The sequence below is a fragment of the Streptomyces cyaneofuscatus genome (assembly GCF_033109485.1).
In the GTDB taxonomy this organism is placed as follows: Bacteria; Actinomycetota; Actinomycetes; order Streptomycetales; family Streptomycetaceae; genus Streptomyces; species Streptomyces cyaneofuscatus.
Genome location: NZ_CP137002.1, coordinates 1868728 through 1888273, shown reverse-complemented (window position 1 = coordinate 1888273; position 19546 = coordinate 1868728). Strand labels below are relative to the sequence as shown.

At 68.3% G+C, this 19546-nt stretch carries 14 protein-coding genes and 1 rRNA gene; 12 read left to right on the top strand and 3 right to left on the bottom strand.

Translation table 11 applies throughout. The annotated features are described in order from the left end of the window. Window positions 1–33 precede the first annotated feature (33 nt). Both R2B67_RS07745 and R2B67_RS07740 read left to right on the top strand, forming a co-directional pair. Window positions 34–396 carry a WXG100 family type VII secretion target gene (locus tag R2B67_RS07745; RefSeq protein WP_018509535.1) on the top strand — a complete coding sequence of 121 codons (363 nt, stop codon included), beginning with the start codon at window positions 34–36 and terminating at the stop codon, window positions 394–396. 34 nt (window positions 397–430) lie between these two features. Further along, a complete protein-coding gene (locus R2B67_RS07740; RefSeq protein WP_018509534.1) occupies window positions 431–730 on the top strand; it encodes a WXG100 family type VII secretion target in 300 nt (99 codons plus the stop codon). A 219-nt stretch (window positions 731–949) separates the two neighbouring features. On the opposite strand, the gene eccCa is transcribed toward R2B67_RS07740, so the two are convergent. Further along, window positions 950–4924, bottom strand: a complete 3975-nt coding sequence (eccCa, locus tag R2B67_RS07735; RefSeq protein ID WP_317817079.1) for a type VII secretion protein EccCa — start codon at window positions 4922–4924, stop codon at window positions 950–952. A gap of 350 nt (window positions 4925–5274) precedes the next feature. Here eccCa and eccD point away from each other — a divergent pair, with 350 nt between their 5' ends. The 6 genes from eccD (at window position 5275) to R2B67_RS07705 (ending at window position 12412) form a co-directional block, all read left to right on the top strand. Then, window positions 5275–6777 carry a type VII secretion integral membrane protein EccD gene (gene eccD, locus R2B67_RS07730; protein WP_317817078.1) on the top strand — a complete coding sequence of 501 codons (1503 nt, stop codon included), beginning with the start codon at window positions 5275–5277 and terminating at the stop codon, window positions 6775–6777. Between the two features lie 195 nt (window positions 6778–6972). Continuing rightward, the gene (gene rpsO / locus R2B67_RS07725; protein ID WP_003965855.1) at window positions 6973–7263 is read left to right on the top strand and encodes a 30S ribosomal protein S15; all 291 of its coding nucleotides are present in this window, start codon (window positions 6973–6975) and stop codon (window positions 7261–7263) included. A gap of 313 nt (window positions 7264–7576) precedes the next feature. Continuing rightward, on the top strand, window positions 7577–9790 hold the full coding sequence (locus R2B67_RS07720) for a polyribonucleotide nucleotidyltransferase (protein WP_317824796.1): 2214 nt from the start codon (window positions 7577–7579) through the stop codon (window positions 9788–9790). Continuing rightward, entirely contained in the window at window positions 9787–11166 is a 1380-nt protein-coding gene (locus R2B67_RS07715) for a M16 family metallopeptidase (protein ID WP_317817077.1), read from the top strand. Before R2B67_RS07720 ends, R2B67_RS07715 begins: the two co-directional genes overlap by 4 nt. Window positions 11167–11183: 17 nt before the next feature. Continuing rightward, on the top strand, window positions 11184–11936 hold the full coding sequence (gene dapB, locus R2B67_RS07710; RefSeq protein WP_109979829.1) for a 4-hydroxy-tetrahydrodipicolinate reductase: 753 nt from the start codon (window positions 11184–11186) through the stop codon (window positions 11934–11936). A gap of 11 nt (window positions 11937–11947) precedes the next feature. Continuing rightward, window positions 11948–12412 (top strand): tetratricopeptide repeat protein, encoded by a 465-nt coding sequence (locus tag R2B67_RS07705; RefSeq protein ID WP_018512719.1) that lies wholly within the window; start codon window positions 11948–11950, stop codon window positions 12410–12412. A 113-nt stretch (window positions 12413–12525) separates the two neighbouring features. On the opposite strand, the gene R2B67_RS07700 is transcribed toward R2B67_RS07705, so the two are convergent. Both R2B67_RS07700 and R2B67_RS07695 read right to left on the bottom strand, forming a co-directional pair. Next, window positions 12526–13077 (bottom strand): SCO5741 family PH domain-containing membrane protein, encoded by a 552-nt coding sequence (locus R2B67_RS07700; RefSeq protein ID WP_018512718.1) that lies wholly within the window; start codon window positions 13075–13077, stop codon window positions 12526–12528. Between the two features lie 139 nt (window positions 13078–13216). Next, the gene (locus tag R2B67_RS07695) at window positions 13217–13456 is read right to left on the bottom strand and encodes a hypothetical protein (RefSeq protein WP_018512717.1); all 240 of its coding nucleotides are present in this window, start codon (window positions 13454–13456) and stop codon (window positions 13217–13219) included. Between the two features lie 198 nt (window positions 13457–13654). Between R2B67_RS07695 and thyX the strand changes: the two genes are divergently transcribed. The 4 genes from thyX (at window position 13655) to R2B67_RS07675 (ending at window position 19444) form a co-directional block, all read left to right on the top strand. Beyond that, window positions 13655–14392 carry an FAD-dependent thymidylate synthase gene (gene thyX / locus R2B67_RS07690; RefSeq protein WP_018512716.1) on the top strand — a complete coding sequence of 246 codons (738 nt, stop codon included), beginning with the start codon at window positions 13655–13657 and terminating at the stop codon, window positions 14390–14392. Window positions 14393–14544: 152 nt separating this feature from the next. Then, complete coding sequence (gene dapA / locus R2B67_RS07685) at window positions 14545–15444, top strand: 4-hydroxy-tetrahydrodipicolinate synthase (RefSeq protein WP_317817076.1); 900 nt, start codon at window positions 14545–14547, stop codon at window positions 15442–15444. Window positions 15445–15583: 139 nt separating this feature from the next. Then, the gene (locus tag R2B67_RS07680; RefSeq protein ID WP_317817075.1) at window positions 15584–17269 is read left to right on the top strand and encodes a ribonuclease J; all 1686 of its coding nucleotides are present in this window, start codon (window positions 15584–15586) and stop codon (window positions 17267–17269) included. A gap of 649 nt (window positions 17270–17918) precedes the next feature. Then, a 16S ribosomal RNA gene (locus R2B67_RS07675) occupies window positions 17919–19444 on the top strand. Window positions 19445–19546: the final 102 nt, after the last annotated feature.

Sequence of the window (19546 nt, the reverse complement as noted above, 5' to 3'; positions counted from 1 at the left end):
GCTCGCACGATCCACCGGAAAGAAAGGAAAGCCATGTCGGCAGACCAGAAAGTCTCAGCTGCAGCCCTACTCAGGCTCGAGGGCGAGCTCACCGAGAGGTTCGAGTCGGTGAAGGGTCAGCTCAAGCAGCTGAACGCGACGATCGACAGCCTGGAAGGTGCCTGGAAGGGTATCGGCGCCGGAGCGTTCAACCAGAAGCAGGTTCAGATCAACAACAACATGGTCGGCATCGGCAACGAGCTGCTGCGCTTCCAGGAGGCCATCAAGGCCGCCCGTACGATCTCGGGCAACAACGAGGAAGAGATCAAGGCTGCCCTCCAGGGCGTCGACGTCGTCGACGGCTACTCGGGCGACGCCGCGGCCACGGCCCGTACCTCGAACCTGAACAACTTCTGACCCGTATTCCGTAACTCGACTGAAGGAGGACCACATGGCCACCAACGACGGTACGACGGTCGTCACTTATGCCAGCCTCGATCTCGCGGCCGCGTCGATCGATCGCCAGGCCAAGCAGCTCGACCAGGACCTCCGGGCGATCAAGACCATGATCGCCTCGGTCTCGGAGCTGTGGGAGGGCGAAGCCAAGACGGCCTACCGCGACGCGCAGGGCCGCTGGGACACGCAGGCGACGGGGATCAAGGAGAACCTCGCCCAGATCTCCCGCGCCGTGCGCGACGCGGAGACGGCCTACCGCAGTGGCGACAAGCGTGCGGCGGCCAACTTCCACTAGCCGATCCGGCTGGAGAAGCAGGCTCAGGCTGCTCAGCAGCACATCAGGGTGGACACGCGCGGGAGGTGTCCACCCTGGCGCATGTCCGCTGCACATCATCAGGGGCGATGAAGAGCGATGCGGAAGGGGGGCGCCGGACACCCAGCGCCCCCCTTCCACGTACTCGGCGTCGCGTCCTCCCCGCCGACCGCCGACCGCCGACCGTCTACCGCCTACCGCCTACCGCCCCCCGTCCACCAACCCCGTCTGCACCAGCGGGTTCCCCCGCCGCCGGGTGACGAACAGGCCCCGCCCCGCCGGCATCGGCCGCGGGCGTACGCCGCCGAGGATGTCGCCCTCCATCGGGTCGCCCGACAGCAGCACGCCCTGCGCGCCCAGCTCCGTCATGCGCTGGAGGAACGAGTCGTACAGAGCCCGGCTCGCGCCCGCCGTGTTGCGGGCGATGATGAAGCGGACGCCCACGTCGCGGGCGAACGGCAGCAGCTCCGTCAGGGACGACAGCGGGTTGCCGCTCGACGTGGCGACCAGGTCGAAGTCGTCGATGATCACGTAGACCGTCGGGCCGCGCCACCAGCTGCGGTCCCGCAGTTCCTGGGCCGTGACGTCGGCCGAGGGCGTGCGGCGCTTCATGAGGTCGTGCAGCGCGACCATGTGGTGGTCCATGTTGTTGGACATGGGGATGTACTCCGCCAGGTGCGACGCCGGGGTCACGTCCAGCAGGGAGCGCCGGTTGTCGATGACGAAGAGCTTGCAGGTGTCGCCGTCGTACCGCTCGGTGAGCTGCTTGATGATCAGCCGCAGCAGGTTGGACTTGCCGGACTCGCTCTCGCCGAAGATGAGGAAGAACGGGTCGTGGTCGAAGTCGACGAAGACCGGCGCGAGGTTGTTCTCGTCGATGCCGAAGGCGATACCGCGCTCCGGAGCGGCGTAGCCCGCCGGCAGTTCGCTGGCCGGCAGGGAGCGCGGCAGCAGGCGTACCTGCGGCGCGGGCGGAGCCGTCCAGTGGCGGGCGACCTCCGCGTTCATCGCGGCCGTCGCCTCGGAGAGGTCGCTGTCGGAGTTGATGCCGTCGATCCGCGGCACAGCCGCCATGAAGTGCAGCTTCTCCGGTGTCAGTCCGCGACCCGGCACCCCCGCCGGTACGTTGACCGCGACCTTGCGGTCCAGCTCGGAGTCCATGACGTCGCCGAGCCGCAGCTCCAGACGGTTCATGAGGTGGTCCTTCAGGCTGGCCCGGACCTCCATGGACCGTGACGCGGTGACGATCAGGTGGATGCCGTAACCGAGGCCCCGCGCCGCGATGTCCACGGCGGCGTTCTCCAACGCCTCGTAATCCGAACGGAAGTTGCCCCAGCCGTCGATGATCAGGAAGACGTCGCCCCACGGCTGGTCCGTCACCGAGATCTCGCCGCGCGCCCGCATCCGGCGGAAGGTGGCGATGGAGTCGATACCGGCGCTGCGGAAGTACTCCTCGCGCCGCGACAGGATGCCGTACACCTCGGCGACCGTACGGCGCACCCGCTCGGGGTCCAGCCGCGAGGCGACCCCGCCGACGTGCGGGAGGCCCGCGATGGACGACATGCCGCCACCGCCGAAGTCGAGCCCGTAGAACTGGACTTCCTGCGGCGTGTGCGTGAGCGCGAAGCCCGCGATGAGCGTACGGAGCAGGGTCGACTTGCCGGACTGCGGACCACCGGTGATCTGCATGTGGCCCGCCGCCCCGGAGAAGTCCCGGTACAACGTGTCGCGCCGCTGCTCGAACGGCTTGTCGATCACGCCCAGCGGTACGACGAGACGCCCCGCCCCCTCGAACCCGGGCTGCGTCAGCCCGCGCCCCGGTACGGCCGTCAGCCCCGGCAGGATCTCGTCCAGCGACGGCGGGTTGTCCAGCGGCGGCAGCCACACCTGGTGGGCCGATGCACCCCGCCCCTCCAGCCGCCGCACGATCACGTCCAGCACCGTGTCCGCCAGCGCGTCGTCGTCTCCCGCCCGCTGGTCCGGCACCCCGGCCGCGGCCTGCGGGCTCGGCTGCACGTACCGCACCGGCACCGGCGCCGCCGTGAACGGAACCGGCCGGCGGTCCACCGGCAGCGGCCCCCCGGACGCGACCGGCTGACCCCCCGCCCGGTACACCCCGGAGACGTACGCGGCCTTGAACCGCACCATCTCCTCCGTACCGAACTTGAGCAGCCCGGAACCCGGCACATTGGGCAGGTGGTACGCGTCGGGCACCCCGATCGCCGCCCGGGATTCCGCCGCCGAGAAGGTGCGCAGACCGATGCGGTACGAGAGGTACGTCTCCAGGCCGCGCAGCCGCCCCTCCTCCAGGCGCTGCGAGGCCAGCAGCAGATGCACGCCCAGCGACCGGCCGATGCGCCCGATCTGCACGAACATGTCGATGAAGTCGGGCTTCGCCGTCAGCAGCTCGCTGAACTCGTCGATCACCAGGACGAGGGAAGGGATCGGCTGCAGCGGCGCACCCGCCGCGCGCGCCTTCTCGTAGTCGTGGATGTTGGCGTAGTTGCCCGCGTCGCGCAGCATCTCCTGGCGGCGGTTGAGCTCACCGCTGATGGAGTCGCCCATGCGGTCCACCAGCGTCAGGTCGTCCGCCAGGTTGGTGATCACCGCGGCCACGTGCGGCATCTGCGCCATACCGGCGAAGGTCGCGCCGCCCTTGAAGTCCGCGAGGACGAAGTTGAGGGTCTCCGAGGTGTGCGTGACGGCGAGCCCCAGCACCAGCGTGCGCAGCAGCTCCGACTTTCCGGAACCCGTCGCCCCCACGCACAGCCCGTGCGGGCCCATCCCCTCCTGCGCCGCCTCCTTGAGGTCCAGCATCACCGGCGCGCCGCCCTCACCGACACCGATCGGTACGCGCAGCCGCTCCGCCTGCGAGCGGGGGCGCCAGGTCCGGCTCACCTCGATGGAGGCCGCGTCCCCCAGGTTCAGCAGATCCGTGAACTCCAGGTTGGCCAGCAGCGGCTCGTCGTCGTCCCCGCCCGTCGCCATGTGCAGCGGGGCCAGCTGACGGGCGAGCGCCTCCGCCGCCTCGTAACTCAGCAGGTCGGGCACCCCCTCGTAGACGAGCCCCTGCCCCGACTCCAGCTGCAACGACTGCGGCTGCACCACGACGGAGAGGCCGCCACGTGCCCCCTGCATCTCGCCCGGCACGACCTCGATGACCGTCACGCCCTGCAGCCCCTCGGCCGAGGCGAGCACCGACATCGGGGGCACCGAATCACCGTCCAGGACGATGACGATGTGCGGCTGCTCCAGGAGCGGCTGACCGCCGGGCTGGAAGCGGGGGCGGCCGTCGAGCCGGGCCGCGAGCTGCTGCTCCAGCTCCAGGACACTGCCGGTGATCAGACGCCGGCTGCCGGCCCCGTCGGTCGCATTCCGGTCCTGTACGTGGGGGAGCCATTTCGCCCACTCCCACTGCGGGGCCGCCTCGGCGCCCGCCGCGATCCCGATCACCAGGTCCTCGGGGGAGTGCAGCGAGGCCAGAGCGCCGACCATCGCCCGCGCCGAGGAACGCGCGGACTCCGCGTGGCCGCCGATCGTCAGGTGGTAGAACGCCCGCAGCGACACGGCCATCGGCAGGCCGTCCAGCGTCGAGTGCGTCGTCAGGAACTGCTGCATCGCCCCGGCCGTCAGCGGCTCCAGCTCATCCACCGGCGCCGTCTCGGGGGCGATGAGCGGCGTCGCCAGCTCCTGGCTGCCCAGACCGATGCGCACCTGCGCGAAGTCGGCGTCGGCGACCCGCCGCTCCCACACCCGGCTGCCCTCGGCGACGAGCGCCCACAGCTGCTCGGGCGAAGGGTGCAGATAGAACTGTGCGTCACGCTGCTTGCGCGCCGTCTTCAGCACCGTGCGCCGGGTCTGCGTCAGGTACTTCAGATAGTCCCGCCGCATGTCCGCGAGCTGGCCCTGGGTGCCCCGCCGGTAGCGCACCATCATGGCGATGGCCATGGCCACCGTGGAGGCGATCATGATCACGCCCATGATCCGCATGATCGGTTTGTCCGTCATGAAGAAGAAGACGACCGAACCACCCATGCCCAGCATCGGCAGGAGCTGCATGAGCATGCCCTCCTGCTGGCCCCGCGGGAGCTCCGGCGGAGGTTGCAACTGCACCTGCTCGACCGGCACTTCGGAGGGCAGGGCCCGCGGTGGGCGCTTGACGACGATCTGGCTCACAGCTCACCAATTCCCTTGCCGGACGGAAGTGTTCCTATCGGCGCCCCCGTGGCGACGGGCTCCATCCGCGGGATGGATCCTACTGGCGGAGCGGGGGCCGCTTGGCGGTAGGGTGTCGCGATGCGTATACGCATCCGCTAACTACCGCAAGAACGCTAACTACCGCAAGAAGACGGTCATTCGGGACGCGGGGCGGGATCCGCCGCCCTCAGGGGTGTTTCCGGCAGAAGTTCCAGAACGGCACACAGAGGTTCCGGAACAGCCGTGAACAGCGGCCGCGGTCACCTCGGAGCGCCGCCGCCGAAGTCCAGGACGAACAGCAGGACAAACAGGGGGAGCAGCAGGTGACAATGACGGCCCAAGCGGCAGCCACCACGACCGGCCGGCCGAGTCACGGAGTTCCGTCCGGCAACGGCACGGGCTTCTGCCGGGTCACGGTCGTCGCACCCGACAGCCGGGTCGACGTGGCGTTGCCCGAGGACGTGCCCGTCGCGGACCTCTACCCCGAGATCCTCCGGCTCTCCGGACAGAGCCCCGCCCCCGGCGCCCCCGTCGGCTACCACCTCGTACGCCGCGACGGCACCGTCCTGGACAGCGCCCGTACGCTGGCCGGTCACCGCATCCTCGACGGCGAGCTGCTCTCCCTGCGGCCCTTCGCCGAGTCGCTGCCGCCCGCCGTCTTCGACGACGTCTCCGACGCCGTCGCCACCGCCGTGGCCAAGGACCGCACGCTCTGGGGCGACTCCCTCATGCGCGGCGCCGGCCTCTTCGGCGGGTCCGTCCTGCTGACCCTGCTCGCCTTCGTGCTCTGGACCGCCGACCCCCGGCACGACATGCACGGACTGCCCGGCATCCTGGCCGCGGTCACCGCCGTACTCCTGCTCGCCCTCGCCTGCGTCCGCGCACGCGTCTACGACGACCGGGCTTCGTCCATCGCGCTCGGCACCGGCGCGATGGTGAACGCCGCGGTCGCCGGTTCCGGGCTGCTCTCGCTCAGCACGGGCCAGGGCGTGGGACGGCTGCAGTTCCTGCTCGCCTGCGCCGCCGTGCTGGTGGTCGCGGTCATCCTCATGATCACCGCACCCGGCGGCGACGGACCGTTCGTCGCGTTCGTCTTCGCGAGCGCCACCGGCCTCGTCGTCACCTTCATCGCGATCTCGGCGGAGCTGGCGCCCATCGAGGCCGCCGCCGTCTGCGCCCCCTTCGCCGTCGGCGCCCTGGCCTTCCTGCCCGGCCTCTCCACCCGCTTCGCCCGCCTCCCCATCGGCTTCGAACCGCCCCGCTCCGCCGTCGGCGACTACGGCACCGCCGAGCCGGCGCCCCAGGGTCCGGTCGACGCCGTACGGATCGCCGCCCAGGCGCGCCGCGGCCACGAGCTGCTCCTCGGCCTGGTCGGCGGCTGCGCCCTGGTGGCCGTGGCTGCCGCCGCGGTGCTCGGCTTCTCGGACAACGTCTGGGGCCAGCTGCTCGCCCTGGCCACCGGGGTCGCCATGCTGATGCGGGCCCACCTGTTCCGCTACACCGCCCAGGTCGGCTGCACCCTCGCCGCGGGCCTCGGCTCCCTCGTGTTCCTGGGCCTCGGCCTCTCCCTCAACCCGCCGCTCACCCTGGTGCGCGACGCGCTGCGGGGCGACGGCTCCGCCCTGGACATCCGTACGGTGTGGCTCGCCGCCGCCGTCGCGGGCGTCGCGGCCCTGATCACCGCCATCGGCCTGATCGTGCCGCGCAAGGGGGTGACCCCGTTCTGGGGCCGCTTCCTGGAGATCGCCGAGACGGCCGTCCTGCTCACCCTGCTGCCGCTCTGCCTCGCGGTCTTCGACGTCTACCGCTCGATCCGCGCCCTCACCAGCTGACCCCCGGACCTCAGGCGGCCACCGTCCGGGCGTGACCCGAATGGCTGGTAGTCTGTCCAGTGGCCGTTTGTGTACGCCTCTCCGGATCATCCTGGGGACTGCGCTCATCGGACCTTCGCCTCCGAGTCACGGAAGCTCCCCTGAGAACAAGACCAGGGGCACTCGTGGGCGCTTCGAACATCAAGAGGAGTACGCGTGCCGCTCGACGCCGCTACGAAGAAGCAGATCATGTCCGAGTTCGCCCAGAAGGAGGGTGACACCGGATCCCCCGAGGTCCAGGTCGCCATGCTCTCCCGCCGGATCTCGGACCTGACGGAGCACCTCAAGACGCACAAGCACGACCACCACTCCCGTCGTGGTCTGCTGATCCTGGTCGGCCAGCGTCGCCGCCTCCTGCAGTACCTGGCCAAGAAGGACATCCAGCGCTTCCGTGCGCTGGTCGACCGCCTCGGCATCCGCCGCGGTGCGGCCGGCGGCGCCAAGTAAGTACGCCGTGGAGAGGGAGCGGTTCCCGAGTCTGAGGGGACCGCTCCCTTTTCTGTACGTGCGCGACCGGTGTCAAGCTCAGTAACCTGGACACCGGAACACCAGTAACACCGCACCACCTGTCACACCGCACCACCGCAGCACACGAGGGAGAGGCGCAGCGACGCCGCCGCCGGTCCTCGGTAGTGGCCCCCGGGAACATGCCCGGGAGCTTCGATCGAAGACCGGCCCGCACACACGGTGCGCTTCTCCCGCACCGTCCTCCGCCATACGGGCGGCAGGACGAAAGACGACGAGTATGGAGAAATCACTAGTGGAGAACGAGACCCACTACGCCGAGGCCGTCATCGACAACGGAACCTTCGGCACCCGCACCATCCGCTTCGAGACGGGCCGCCTGGCCAAGCAGGCCGCAGGCTCCGCCGTCGCGTACCTGGACGACGACACCATGGTGCTGTCGGCCACCACCGCTTCCAAGCGGCCCAAGGACAACCTCGACTTCTTCCCCCTCACGGTGGACGTCGAGGAGCGGCAGTACGCGGCCGGAAAGATCCCCGGCTCCTTCTTCCGCCGTGAGGGCCGGCCCTCCGAGGACGCGATCCTCACCTGCCGCCTGATCGACCGCCCGCTGCGCCCGTCCTTCAAGAAGGGCCTGCGCAACGAGATCCAGATCGTCGAGACGGTCATGGCGCTCAACCCCGACCACCTGTACGACGTGGTCGCGATCAACGCCGCCTCCTGCTCCACCCAGCTCGCGGGCCTGCCCTTCTCCGGCCCGATCGGCGCCACCCGCGTCGCCCTGATCAAGGGCCAGTGGGTCGCCTTCCCGACGCACACCGAGCTCGAGGACGCCGTCTTCGACATGGTCGTCGCCGGTCGCGTCCTGGAGGACGGCGACGTCGCGATCATGATGGTCGAGGCCGAGGCCACCGAGAAGACCATCCAGCTCGTCAAGGACGGCGCCGAGGCTCCCACCGAGGAGATCGTCGCCGCCGGTCTGGAAGCCGCGAAGCCCTTCATCAAGTCCCTCTGCAAGGCCCAGTCGGACCTGGCGTCCAAGGCCGCCAAGCCCGAGGGCGAGTTCCCGGTCTTCCTGGACTACCAGGACGACGTGCTGGACGCCCTGGCCAAGGCCGTCACGCCGGAGCTGAAGCAGGCGCTCACCATCGCCGGCAAGCAGGACCGCGAGGCCGAGCTGGACCGTGTCAAGGAGCTCGCCGCGGAGAAGCTCCTCCCGGCCTTCGAAGGCCGCGAGAAGGAGATCTCCGCCGCGTACCGCTCGCTGACCAAGCAGCTCGTCCGCGAGCGCGTCATCAAGGACAAGGTCCGCATCGACGGCCGTGGCGTCACGGACATCCGTACGCTCGCCGCCGAGGTCGAGGCCATCCCGCGCGTGCACGGCTCGGCGCTGTTCGAGCGTGGCGAGACCCAGATCCTGGGCGTCACCACCCTCAACATGCTCCGTATGGAGCAGCAGCTGGACACCCTTTCCCCGGTGACCCGCAAGCGCTACATGCACAACTACAACTTCCCGCCGTACTCCGTCGGTGAGACCGGCCGCGTGGGCTCGCCCAAGCGCCGCGAGATCGGCCACGGAGCGCTCGCCGAGCGCGCCATCGTGCCGGTGCTGCCGTCGCGCGAGGAGTTCCCCTACGCGATCCGCCAGGTCTCCGAGGCGCTGGGCTCCAACGGCTCGACGTCCATGGGCTCGGTCTGCGCCTCCACCATGTCCCTGCTGAACGCCGGTGTGCCCCTCAAGGCCGCCGTCGCCGGTATCGCCATGGGCCTGATCTCCCAGGAGATCGACGGCAAGACCCACTACGTCGCCCTCACCGACATCCTCGGTGCGGAGGACGCCTTCGGCGACATGGACTTCAAGGTCGCCGGTACGAAGCAGTTCGTGACCGCGCTCCAGCTCGACACCAAGCTCGACGGCATCCCCGCCTCGGTCCTGGCCGCCGCGCTGAAGCAGGCCCGTGACGCGCGTCTGCACATCCTGGACGTCATGAACGAGGCCATCGACGTCCCGGACGAGATGTCCCCGAACGCCCCGCGGATCATCACCGTCAAGATCCCCGTGGACAAGATCGGTGAGGTCATCGGCCCCAAGGGCAAGATGATCAACCAGATCCAGGAGGACACCGGCGCCGACATCACGATCGAGGACGACGGCACGATCTACATCGGTGCGCAGCAGGGCTCGCAGGCCGAGGCCGCCCGCGCCACGATCAACGCCATCGCCAACCCGACCATGCCGGAGGTCGGCGAGCGCTACCTGGGTACGGTCGTCAAGACGACCACCTTCGGCGCGTTCGTCTCGCTCATGCCGGGCAAGGACGGCCTGCTGCACATCTCGCAGATCCGCAAGCTCGCCGGTGGCAAGCGCGTGGAGAACGTCGAGGACGTGCTCGGCGTCGGCGCCAAGGTCCAGGTCGAGATCGCCGAGATCGACTCCCGCGGCAAGCTCTCCCTCATCCCCGTCATCGAGGGTGAAGAAGACGAGAAGAAGGACGACACCGACAAGTGACGTCCCGTAGTTCCGCGACGACGGCCCGCACCTCCTCGGAGGCGCGGGCCGTCGCCCGTACCCAAACGCTTCTCAAGGGCACAGGCGGCATCGGCACCGTCCGCCGCACCGTCCTCCCCGGCGGTCTGCGGATCGTCACCGAGACCCTGCCCTCCGTCCGGTCCGCCACCTTCGGCATCTGGGCCAACGTCGGTTCACGCGACGAGACGCCCACTCTGAACGGCGCGACCCACTACCTCGAACACCTCCTCTTCAAGGGCACCGCCAAGCGCACCGCCCTCGACATCTCCTCCGCCATCGACGCGGTTGGCGGCGAGATGAACGCCTTCACGGCGAAGGAGTACACCTGCTACTACGCGCGGGTCCTGGACACCGACCTGCCGCTCGCCATCGACGTGGTCTGCGACATGCTGACCGGCTCGCTGATCGCCCCCGAGGACGTCGACGCCGAGCGCGGCGTCATCCTCGAAGAGATCGCGATGACCGAGGACGACCCGGGCGACTGCGTGCACGACCTGTTCGCGCACACCATGCTCGGCGACACCCCCCTCGGCCGCCCCGTCCTCGGCACCGTCGACACGATCAACGACCTGAACCGCGGCCAGATCGCCCGCTTCTACAAGAAGCACTACGACCCCACGCACCTGGTCGTCGCCGCCGCCGGCAACGTCGACCACGCCACGGTCGTACGCCAGGTCCGCCGCGCCTTCGAAAAGGCCGGCGCCCTCTCCCGTACGGATGCCGTCCCCATGGCGCCCCGAGAGGGCTCCCGCACCCTGCGCACCGCCGGCAAGGTCGAGCTGCTCAACCGCAAGACCGAGCAGGCCCACGTGGTCCTCGGCATGCCCGGCCTCGCCCGCACCGACGACCGCCGCTGGGCGCTCGGCGTCCTCAACACGGCCCTCGGCGGCGGTATGAGCTCGCGCCTCTTCCAGGAGGTCCGAGAAAAGCGTGGACTGGCCTACAGCGTGTACTCGTACACCTCGGGCTTCGCCGACTGCGGCCTCTTCGGCGTCTACGCGGGCTGCCGGCCCAGCCAGGTCCACGACGTCCTGAAGATCTGCCGCGACGAACTGGACCGGGTCGCCACCCACGGCCTGGACGACGACGAGATCACCCGCGCCATCGGCCAGCTCTCCGGCTCCACCGTCCTCGGCCTGGAGGACACCGGCGCGCTGATGAACCGTATCGGCAAGAGCGAGCTGTGCTGGGGCGAGCAGATGTCGGTCGACGACATGCTGGCCCGCATCGCGGAGGTCACCCCCGACGACGTACGGGAGGTGGCGGGCGAGCTCCTCACCCACCGGCCCTCGCTCTCGGTCATCGGCCCGCTCAAGGACAAGCAGGCGGACCGTCTCCACGAAGCGGTCTCCTAACCCCTTAAGGAATGAAGATGAGCAAGCTGCGCGTAGCCGTTCTCGGTGCGAACGGCCGGATCGGCTCCGAGGCCGTACGGGCCGTCGAGGCCGCCGACGACCTGGAGCTGGTGGCGGCCCTGGGCCGGGGCGACAAGCTGGAGGCCCTCGCCGAGGCGGGCGCCCAGGTCGCCGTCGAGCTGACCACCCCCGCATCGGTGATGGGCAACCTCGACTTCTGCGTCCGGCACGGCATCCACGCCGTCGTCGGCACCACCGGCTGGACCGACGAACGGCTCGCGCAGCTCACCGCCTGGCTGGAGAACTCCCCGGAGACCGGCGTCCTCATCGCCCCGAACTTCTCCATCGGAGCGGTCCTGACCATGAAGTTCGCGGAGCAGGCCGCCCGCTACTTCGAATCCGTCGAGGTCGTCGAGCTCCACCACCCCAACAAGGTCGACGCCCCCTCCGGCACCGCCACCCGCACCGCCCAGCTCATCGCGGCTGCCCGCGCCAAGGCGGGCAGCGCCCCCCAGCCGGACGCCACCACCACCGCCCTGGACGGCGCGCGCGGCGCGGACGTCGACGGCGTCCCGGTCCACGCGATCCGCCTCCGCGGACTGCTGGCCCACCAGGAAGTGCTGCTCGGCGGCGAGGGCGAGACCCTCACCATCCGCCACGACTCCCTCCACCACAGCAGCTTCATGCCGGGCATCCTGCTCGGCACCCGCCGCGTGGTGACCACTCCCGGCCTCACGTTCGGCCTGGAACACTTCCTCGACCTGAACTGACTGAGCCCACCATGCGCGCAAAGATCACCTACTTCGTCACCGCCGCCGTCCTGGTCTTCTACTTCGTCCTGGTCGGCGGCCGCGGCCTGATGCTCATCCGCCACGGCACGCTGCTCACGGTCACGTTCGGCGTGGCCGTGCTGATCCTGCCGGTGATCGGCGTCTGGTTCCTCTGGAAGAACACCCAGTTCGCCCGCCGCGCCAACGCGCTCGCCGCCGAGCTGGACGCGGAGGGCGGCCTCCCGGTCGACGACCTGGCCCGCACCCCGTCCGGCCGCATCGACCGGGACGCCGCCGACGCGGTCTTCACCAAGCGCCGCGAGGAGACGGAGGACGCCCCGGACGACTGGCGCGCCTGGTTCCGGCTGGCGGTGGCCTACCAGGACGCAAGGGACACCCCACGGGCCCGCAAGGCCATGCAGAGGGCGATCGCGCTGCGTGCGAGCAAGCCCCAATCCAGCCCGTCCGGCGCTTGAGGGCAGAATCAAGCCCGTCCGGCGCTTGAGGACATCTTTCACGCCGTACGCAGATGAGCCCGGGACCGACCAACGGCCCCGGGCTCACTCACGTACTGCCGACCGGCAACGGCTCACCCGTGCCGATACTCATCCGCCCAGGCCTCCACCGCATCCGTGGCCCGCTCGAACGCCTCCTCGCGCCCGAGGAAGTCCGCGTTGTGGTCGGAGGCCAGCGGCGGCAGCGTCTCCCCGTTCTGCCGGACCACGATCAGCGCCTGGCCCTGCACCGTACGGGGCAGCCCCAGCCACTTGACCGGCTGCTGGACCGTACGGACGGAGGCCGTGGCCCCCCACGGCACCGTGGTGGTCCGGAAGAACCCCACGCGCCGCACACCGTGCCGGCTCACCCACGCGCCGACCCGCAGGAGCCGCAGGGCGGCACCGATCAGCGCGCCGGCCAGCAGCAGACAGACCAGGGCCCCGGAGGGCGCTCCGGCGAAAGCGATGATCATCGCCGCGAGCAGAACGAACGAGGCCAGCAGCAGCTGGCCGGCCGCCGCCGCGACCCGCCACGGACCGGGGCGGTAGGGCCGCCGCCAGCTGTCGTGGTCGTCGAACGGCAGCGCAACGTCCTCCGCGCTCGCATCGAATGCGCGGTCGGCCGTCAGAAAGGGCAGGGGCACGACTCATCCTCACTCACAAGCACGCTCGATTGCTGTGCCCGGTGAGGCTACCGAGGCGGCCCCCGAACAGACCACCCCAGGGGGTCCGTACGAGTAGTTCAGCGCCTCCGGGACTGCTTCAGCGCGCCCGGGGCGTGACTCAGCGGCCCTGCGACGCCTCGGACTGCTTGCCGTGCGAGGCGGACTGCCCGGAGTCGAGCGCCGGAAGACCCAGCAGCAGCGACCCCACGAGCCCGGCGACCACGGTCAGCCCGACGAGGGAGCGCCCCAGCAGCTCAGGGACGCTGGCACGGGGGGAGGGCGGGGGAGTGACATTACTGCGGAATCGGTCGGCCTCGGCGACGAACGAGAACGGGACGGATTCACGCCGGCGGAACATGAGGAAACTCTCCTTGATCTCAGTGGCGGGTGCTGCTAATGAGTCAGACGTACGAACGGCCGGATCGGTGCCCGAATCGCCGTACTTCTTGGACGGACTCCACGAACGGCTGCCCGACGCCGCCGCGTGCATGCGTCACCCACCCGGCCCGTAAAGTGGTCGCCGCCCCGAGCGCCGCCCCTGGAAGGACCCCCGCCGGTGACCGACACCCCCGAACCCGCAAAGCCCCATTTCCGCAGCGATGTCACCGTCGAGCTGGTGAAAAGTGCCGCGGGCGACGCGGACGTGCTGTTCGCCGCCCGGGTCTCCACCGCCGGCGAGCAGTCGCTGGAAGAGGTCACCAAGGACCCGGAGCGGTCCAAGGGTCTGATCAACTACCTCATGCGGGACCGGCACGGCAGCCCGTTCGAGCACAACTCGATGACCTTCTTCATCAGCGCCCCGATCTTCGTGTTCCGCGAGTTCATGCGGCACCGCGTGGGCTGGTCGTACAACGAGGAATCGGGCCGCTACAGGGAGCTGGAGCCGGTCTTCTACGTCCCCGGAACCTCCCGCAAGCTCGTCCAGCAGGGCCGCCCCGGCAAGTACGAGTTCGTCGAGGGCACCGAGGAGCAGTACGACGTCACCACCCGCGCCATGGAGGACTCCTACAGGGCCTCCTACGCCGCGTACCAGGAGATGCTGGCGGAGGGCGTGGCCCGCGAGGTGGCCCGCGCGGTCCTGCCGGTCGGCCTCTTCTCCTCGATGTACGCCACGTGCAACGCACGCTCCCTGATGCACTTCCTCGGCCTGCGCACCCAGCACGAGCTGGCGAAGGTCCCGTCCTTCCCGCAGCGCGAGATCGAGATGGTCGGCGAGCAGATGGAAGCCCACTGGCAGCAGCTGATGCCGCTCACTCATGCGGCCTTCAACAAAAATGGACGAGTAGCCCCGTAAGCGGTGTCCGTATTGCGGCGTTTCGAGAAGTTCATCTAGGCTGATCAAACGGACCCGGCACTGCTTGAACCCCCGAGCAGGCAGTGCCGGGCTCCTCTTTCCCGGTCCCCCTAGAGGGGACCACGCGCTGAGCAGCGAGTAGCGTGTTACCCATGGCTCCGATCTCCACTCCGCAGACCCCCTTCGGGCGGGTCCTCACCGCTATGGTCACGCCCTTCACGGCGGACGGCGCTCTCGACCTCGACGGCGCCCAGCGGCTCGCCGCCCATCTGGTGGACGCAGGCAACGACGGACTGATCGTCAACGGCACCACCGGTGAGTCCCCGACGACCAGTGACGCGGAGAAGGACCAGCTCGTACGGGCGGTGCTCGAAGCGGTCGGAGACCGGGCGCACGTCGTCGCCGGCATCGGCACCAATGACACCCGCCACAGCGTCGACCTGGCCCGCACCGCCGAGCGCACCGGCGCCCACGGGCTCCTCGCCGTCACGCCGTACTACAACAAGCCGCCGCAGGAAGGCCTCCTGCGTCACTTCACGGCCATCGCCGACTCCACGGACCTGCCCGTGATGCTGTACGACATCCCCGGCCGCAGCGGGGTCCCGATCGACACCGAGACCCTCGTACGGCTGGCCGACCACCCGCGGATCGTCGCCAACAAGGACGCCAAGGGAGACCTGGGCCGCGCCAGCTGGGCCATCGCCCAGTCCGGCCTCGCCTGGTACTCCGGCGACGACATGCTCAACCTCCCGCTCCTCTCCGTCGGCGCGGTCGGCTTCGTCTCCGTCGTCGGCCACGTCGTCACCCCGGACCTGCGGGCCCTGGTCGAGGCGCACCTGGGCGGCGACGTCCAGAAGGCCACCGAGATCCACCAGAAGCTGCTCCCGGTCTTCACCGGCATGTTCCGCACCCAGGGCGTCATCACCACCAAGGCCGCGCTGACGCTCCAGGGCCTCCCGGCCGGACCGCTGCGCCTGCCCCTGGTGGAACTCACCGCCCAGGAGACGGCCCAGCTCAAGATCGACCTGGCCGCCGGCGGGGTACAGCTGTAACCACAGACTTCACAACTGAATGAAGAGAACGAGCGAGGCACCTCGCGAGAGCACGACCCCAAGACAACAGCAAGTGCACGAATGACATGCGCGCCACGTGCCTCAGCGGTACGTGGCGCGTGTGGTTAAGGAGAGTCTTTTGAGCCATCCGCACCCTGAACTCGGCACCCCCCCGAAGCTCCCGAAGGGCGCCCTGCGGGTCACCCCGCTCGGCGGCCTGGGCGAGATCGGCCGCAACATGACGGTCTTCGAGTACGGCGGCCGCCTGCTCATCGTCGACTGCGGCGTCCTCTTCCCCGAGGAGGAGCAGCCGGGCATCGACCTGATCCTGCCGGACTTCACCACGATCCGGGACCGCCTGGACGACATCGAGGGCATCGTCCTCACGCACGGCCACGAGGACCACATCGGCGGCGTGCCCTACCTCCTGCGCCTGAAGCCGGACATCCCCCTCATCGGCTCGAAGCTGACCCTCGCGCTCATCGAGGCGAAGCTCCAGGAGCACCGCATCCGCCCGTACACCCTCGAAGTCACCGAGGGCCAGCGCGAGCGCATCGGCGTCTTCGACTGCGAGTTCATCGCGGTCAACCACTCGATCCCGGACGCCCTCGCGGTCGCCATCCGCACCCCCGCGGGCATGGCCGTGGCCACCGGTGACTTCAAGATGGACCAGCTCCCGCTGGACGGCCGTCTCACCGACCTGCACGCGTTCGCGCGTCTCAGCGAGGAGGGCATCGACCTCCTCCTCTCGGACTCCACGAACGCCGAGGTCCCCGGCTTCGTACCGCCCGAGCGGGACATCTCCAACGTCCTGCGCACGGTCTTCGCCAACGCGCAGAAGCGCATCATCGTGGCGAGCTTCGCCAGCCACGTGCACCGCATCCAGCAGATCCTGGACGCCGCCCACGAGTACGGCCGCAGGGTCGCCTTCGTCGGCCGCTCGATGGTCCGCAACATGGGCATCGCCCGTGACCTCGGATACCTGAAGGTCCCCGCGGGCCTGGTCGTCGACGTGAAGGCCCTCGACGACCTGCCGGACGACGAGGTCGTGCTGGTCTGCACGGGCTCGCAGGGCGAGCCGATGGCCGCCCTCTCCCGGATGGCCAACCGCGACCACCAGATCCGGATCGTCCCCGGCGACACGGTGATCCTGGCGTCGTCCCTCATCCCCGGCAACGAGAACGCGGTCTACCGCGTGATCAACGGCCTGACCCGCTGGGGCGCCAACGTCGTCCACAAGGGCAACGCCAAGGTCCACGTCTCGGGCCACGCCTCGGCCGGCGAGCTGCTGTACTTCTACAACATCTGCAAGCCGAAGAACCTGATGCCGGTCCACGGCGAGTGGCGCCACCTGCGGGCCAACGCCGAGCTGGGAGCCCTCACGGGCGTGCCCAAGGACCACATCGTCATCGCCGAGGACGGCGTGGTCGTCGACCTGATCGACGGCAAGGCGAAGATCGTCGGCAAGGTCCAGGCCGGTTACGTGTACGTCGACGGCCTCTCCGTCGGCGACGTCACCGAGACCTCCCTCAAGGACCGCCGCATCCTCGGCGACGAGGGCATCATCTCGGTCTTCATCGTGGTCGACAGCTCCTCCGGCAAGATCGTGGGCGGCCCCCACATCCAGGCCCGGGGCTCCGGCATCGACGACAGCGCGTTCACCGGGGTCACCCCGAAGATCCAGGAAGCCCTGGACAAGTCGGCCCAGGACGGCGTCATGGAGCCCCACCAGCTCCAGCAGATGGTCCGCCGCGTCGTCGGCAAGTGGGTCTCCGACACCTACCGCCGGCGCCCGATGATCCTCCCGGTCGTCGTCGAGGTCTGACCCTCCTGACCAGCCCGTACGGGAGCGGGGCCCCTCGATTTGCATCGGGGCGCCCCGCTCCAGTACGTTTACGGCTCCGCCCGACCGGGAAGCACCGCGCGCACTCGTGCGCCGGGGACACCCCACCGGGGCGGGAATTCCGACTCAGAATCTCTGATAAAGTCGGATCCGCCGAAAGGCAAGGCCACTCCACAGGCCACCGGAATTCAAATTCGGACCGGAAACGGAACGAAAAAGAGTCTGGTAAAGTTGGAACCGCCGGAAAGGGAAAGCGCGAAAGCGAAGAACCTGGAAAGCGAAACTGCACGGCCCGCTTCGACCGGGAATCGGACACGAAAGAGTCTGATAGAGTCGGAAACGCAGGACAGCAAGACAAAGAAACACGAAGGGAAGCGCACGGAGGGCCCCGGTGAAACGGGACCGAAGGAAGCGTCCGTTCCTTGAGAACTCAACAGCGTGCCAAAAGTCAACGCCAGATATGTTGATACCCCGGCCTGCACTTGGTGTAGGTTGGTGGTTCCTTTGAAAAGTCCTACTGGTTCACTTCGGTGACGGTAGGCGATACACAGCGAGGACGCTGTGAACAACGGGTCTTATTCCGACCGGTTGTTCCGCTCTCGTGATGTGTGCACCCGATTACGGGTAAACATTCACGGAGAGTTTGATCCTGGCTCAGGACGAACGCTGGCGGCGTGCTTAACACATGCAAGTCGAACGATGAAGCCTTTCGGGGTGGATTAGTGGCGAACGGGTGAGTAACACGTGGGCAATCTGCCCTTCACTCTGGGACAAGCCCTGGAAACGGGGTCTAATACCGGATAACACTCTGTCCCGCATGGGACGGGGTTAAAAGCTCCGGCGGTGAAGGATGAGCCCGCGGCCTATCAGCTTGTTGGTGGGGTAATGGCCTACCAAGGCGACGACGGGTAGCCGGCCTGAGAGGGCGACCGGCCACACTGGGACTGAGACACGGCCCAGACTCCTACGGGAGGCAGCAGTGGGGAATATTGCACAATGGGCGAAAGCCTGATGCAGCGACGCCGCGTGAGGGATGACGGCCTTCGGGTTGTAAACCTCTTTCAGCAGGGAAGAAGCGAAAGTGACGGTACCTGCAGAAGAAGCGCCGGCTAACTACGTGCCAGCAGCCGCGGTAATACGTAGGGCGCAAGCGTTGTCCGGAATTATTGGGCGTAAAGAGCTCGTAGGCGGCTTGTCACGTCGGATGTGAAAGCCCGGGGCTTAACCCCGGGTCTGCATTCGATACGGGCTAGCTAGAGTGTGGTAGGGGAGATCGGAATTCCTGGTGTAGCGGTGAAATGCGCAGATATCAGGAGGAACACCGGTGGCGAAGGCGGATCTCTGGGCCATTACTGACGCTGAGGAGCGAAAGCGTGGGGAGCGAACAGGATTAGATACCCTGGTAGTCCACGCCGTAAACGTTGGGAACTAGGTGTTGGCGACATTCCACGTCGTCGGTGCCGCAGCTAACGCATTAAGTTCCCCGCCTGGGGAGTACGGCCGCAAGGCTAAAACTCAAAGGAATTGACGGGGGCCCGCACAAGCAGCGGAGCATGTGGCTTAATTCGACGCAACGCGAAGAACCTTACCAAGGCTTGACATATACCGGAAAGCATCAGAGATGGTGCCCCCCTTGTGGTCGGTATACAGGTGGTGCATGGCTGTCGTCAGCTCGTGTCGTGAGATGTTGGGTTAAGTCCCGCAACGAGCGCAACCCTTGTTCTGTGTTGCCAGCATGCCCTTCGGGGTGATGGGGACTCACAGGAGACTGCCGGGGTCAACTCGGAGGAAGGTGGGGACGACGTCAAGTCATCATGCCCCTTATGTCTTGGGCTGCACACGTGCTACAATGGCCGGTACAATGAGCTGCGATGCCGTGAGGCGGAGCGAATCTCAAAAAGCCGGTCTCAGTTCGGATTGGGGTCTGCAACTCGACCCCATGAAGTCGGAGTTGCTAGTAATCGCAGATCAGCATTGCTGCGGTGAATACGTTCCCGGGCCTTGTACACACCGCCCGTCACGTCACGAAAGTCGGTAACACCCGAAGCCGGTGGCCCAACCCCTTGTGGGAGGGAGCTGTCGAAGGTGGGACTGGCGATTGGGACGAAGTCGTAACAAGGTAGCCGTACCGGAAGGTGCGGCTGGATCACCTCCTTTCTAAGGAGCACTTCTTACCAAGCCTCGGTTTGGTCAGAGGCCAGTACACCGGCGAATGTTCGGTGCTGGTTGCTCATGGGTGGAACGTTGACTATTCGGCAC

Bases quoted from the DNA above. Each gene is read 5' to 3' on its own strand.
- dapA (WP_317817076.1), top strand. From the start codon at position 14,545: ATGGCTCCGATCTCCACTCCGCAGACCCCCTTCGGGCGGGTCCTCACC.
- eccD (WP_317817078.1), top strand. From the start codon at position 5,275: ATGACGGCCCAAGCGGCAGCCACCACGACCGGCCGGCCGAGTCACGGA.
- R2B67_RS07745 (WP_018509535.1), top strand. From the start codon at position 34: ATGTCGGCAGACCAGAAAGTCTCAGCTGCAGCCCTACTCAGGCTCGAG.
- dapB (WP_109979829.1), top strand. From the start codon at position 11,184: ATGAGCAAGCTGCGCGTAGCCGTTCTCGGTGCGAACGGCCGGATCGGC.
- R2B67_RS07695 (WP_018512717.1), bottom strand. From the start codon at position 13,456: ATGTTCCGCCGGCGTGAATCCGTCCCGTTCTCGTTCGTCGCCGAGGCC.
- R2B67_RS07705 (WP_018512719.1), top strand. From the start codon at position 11,948: ATGCGCGCAAAGATCACCTACTTCGTCACCGCCGCCGTCCTGGTCTTC.
- R2B67_RS07740 (WP_018509534.1), top strand. From the start codon at position 431: ATGGCCACCAACGACGGTACGACGGTCGTCACTTATGCCAGCCTCGAT.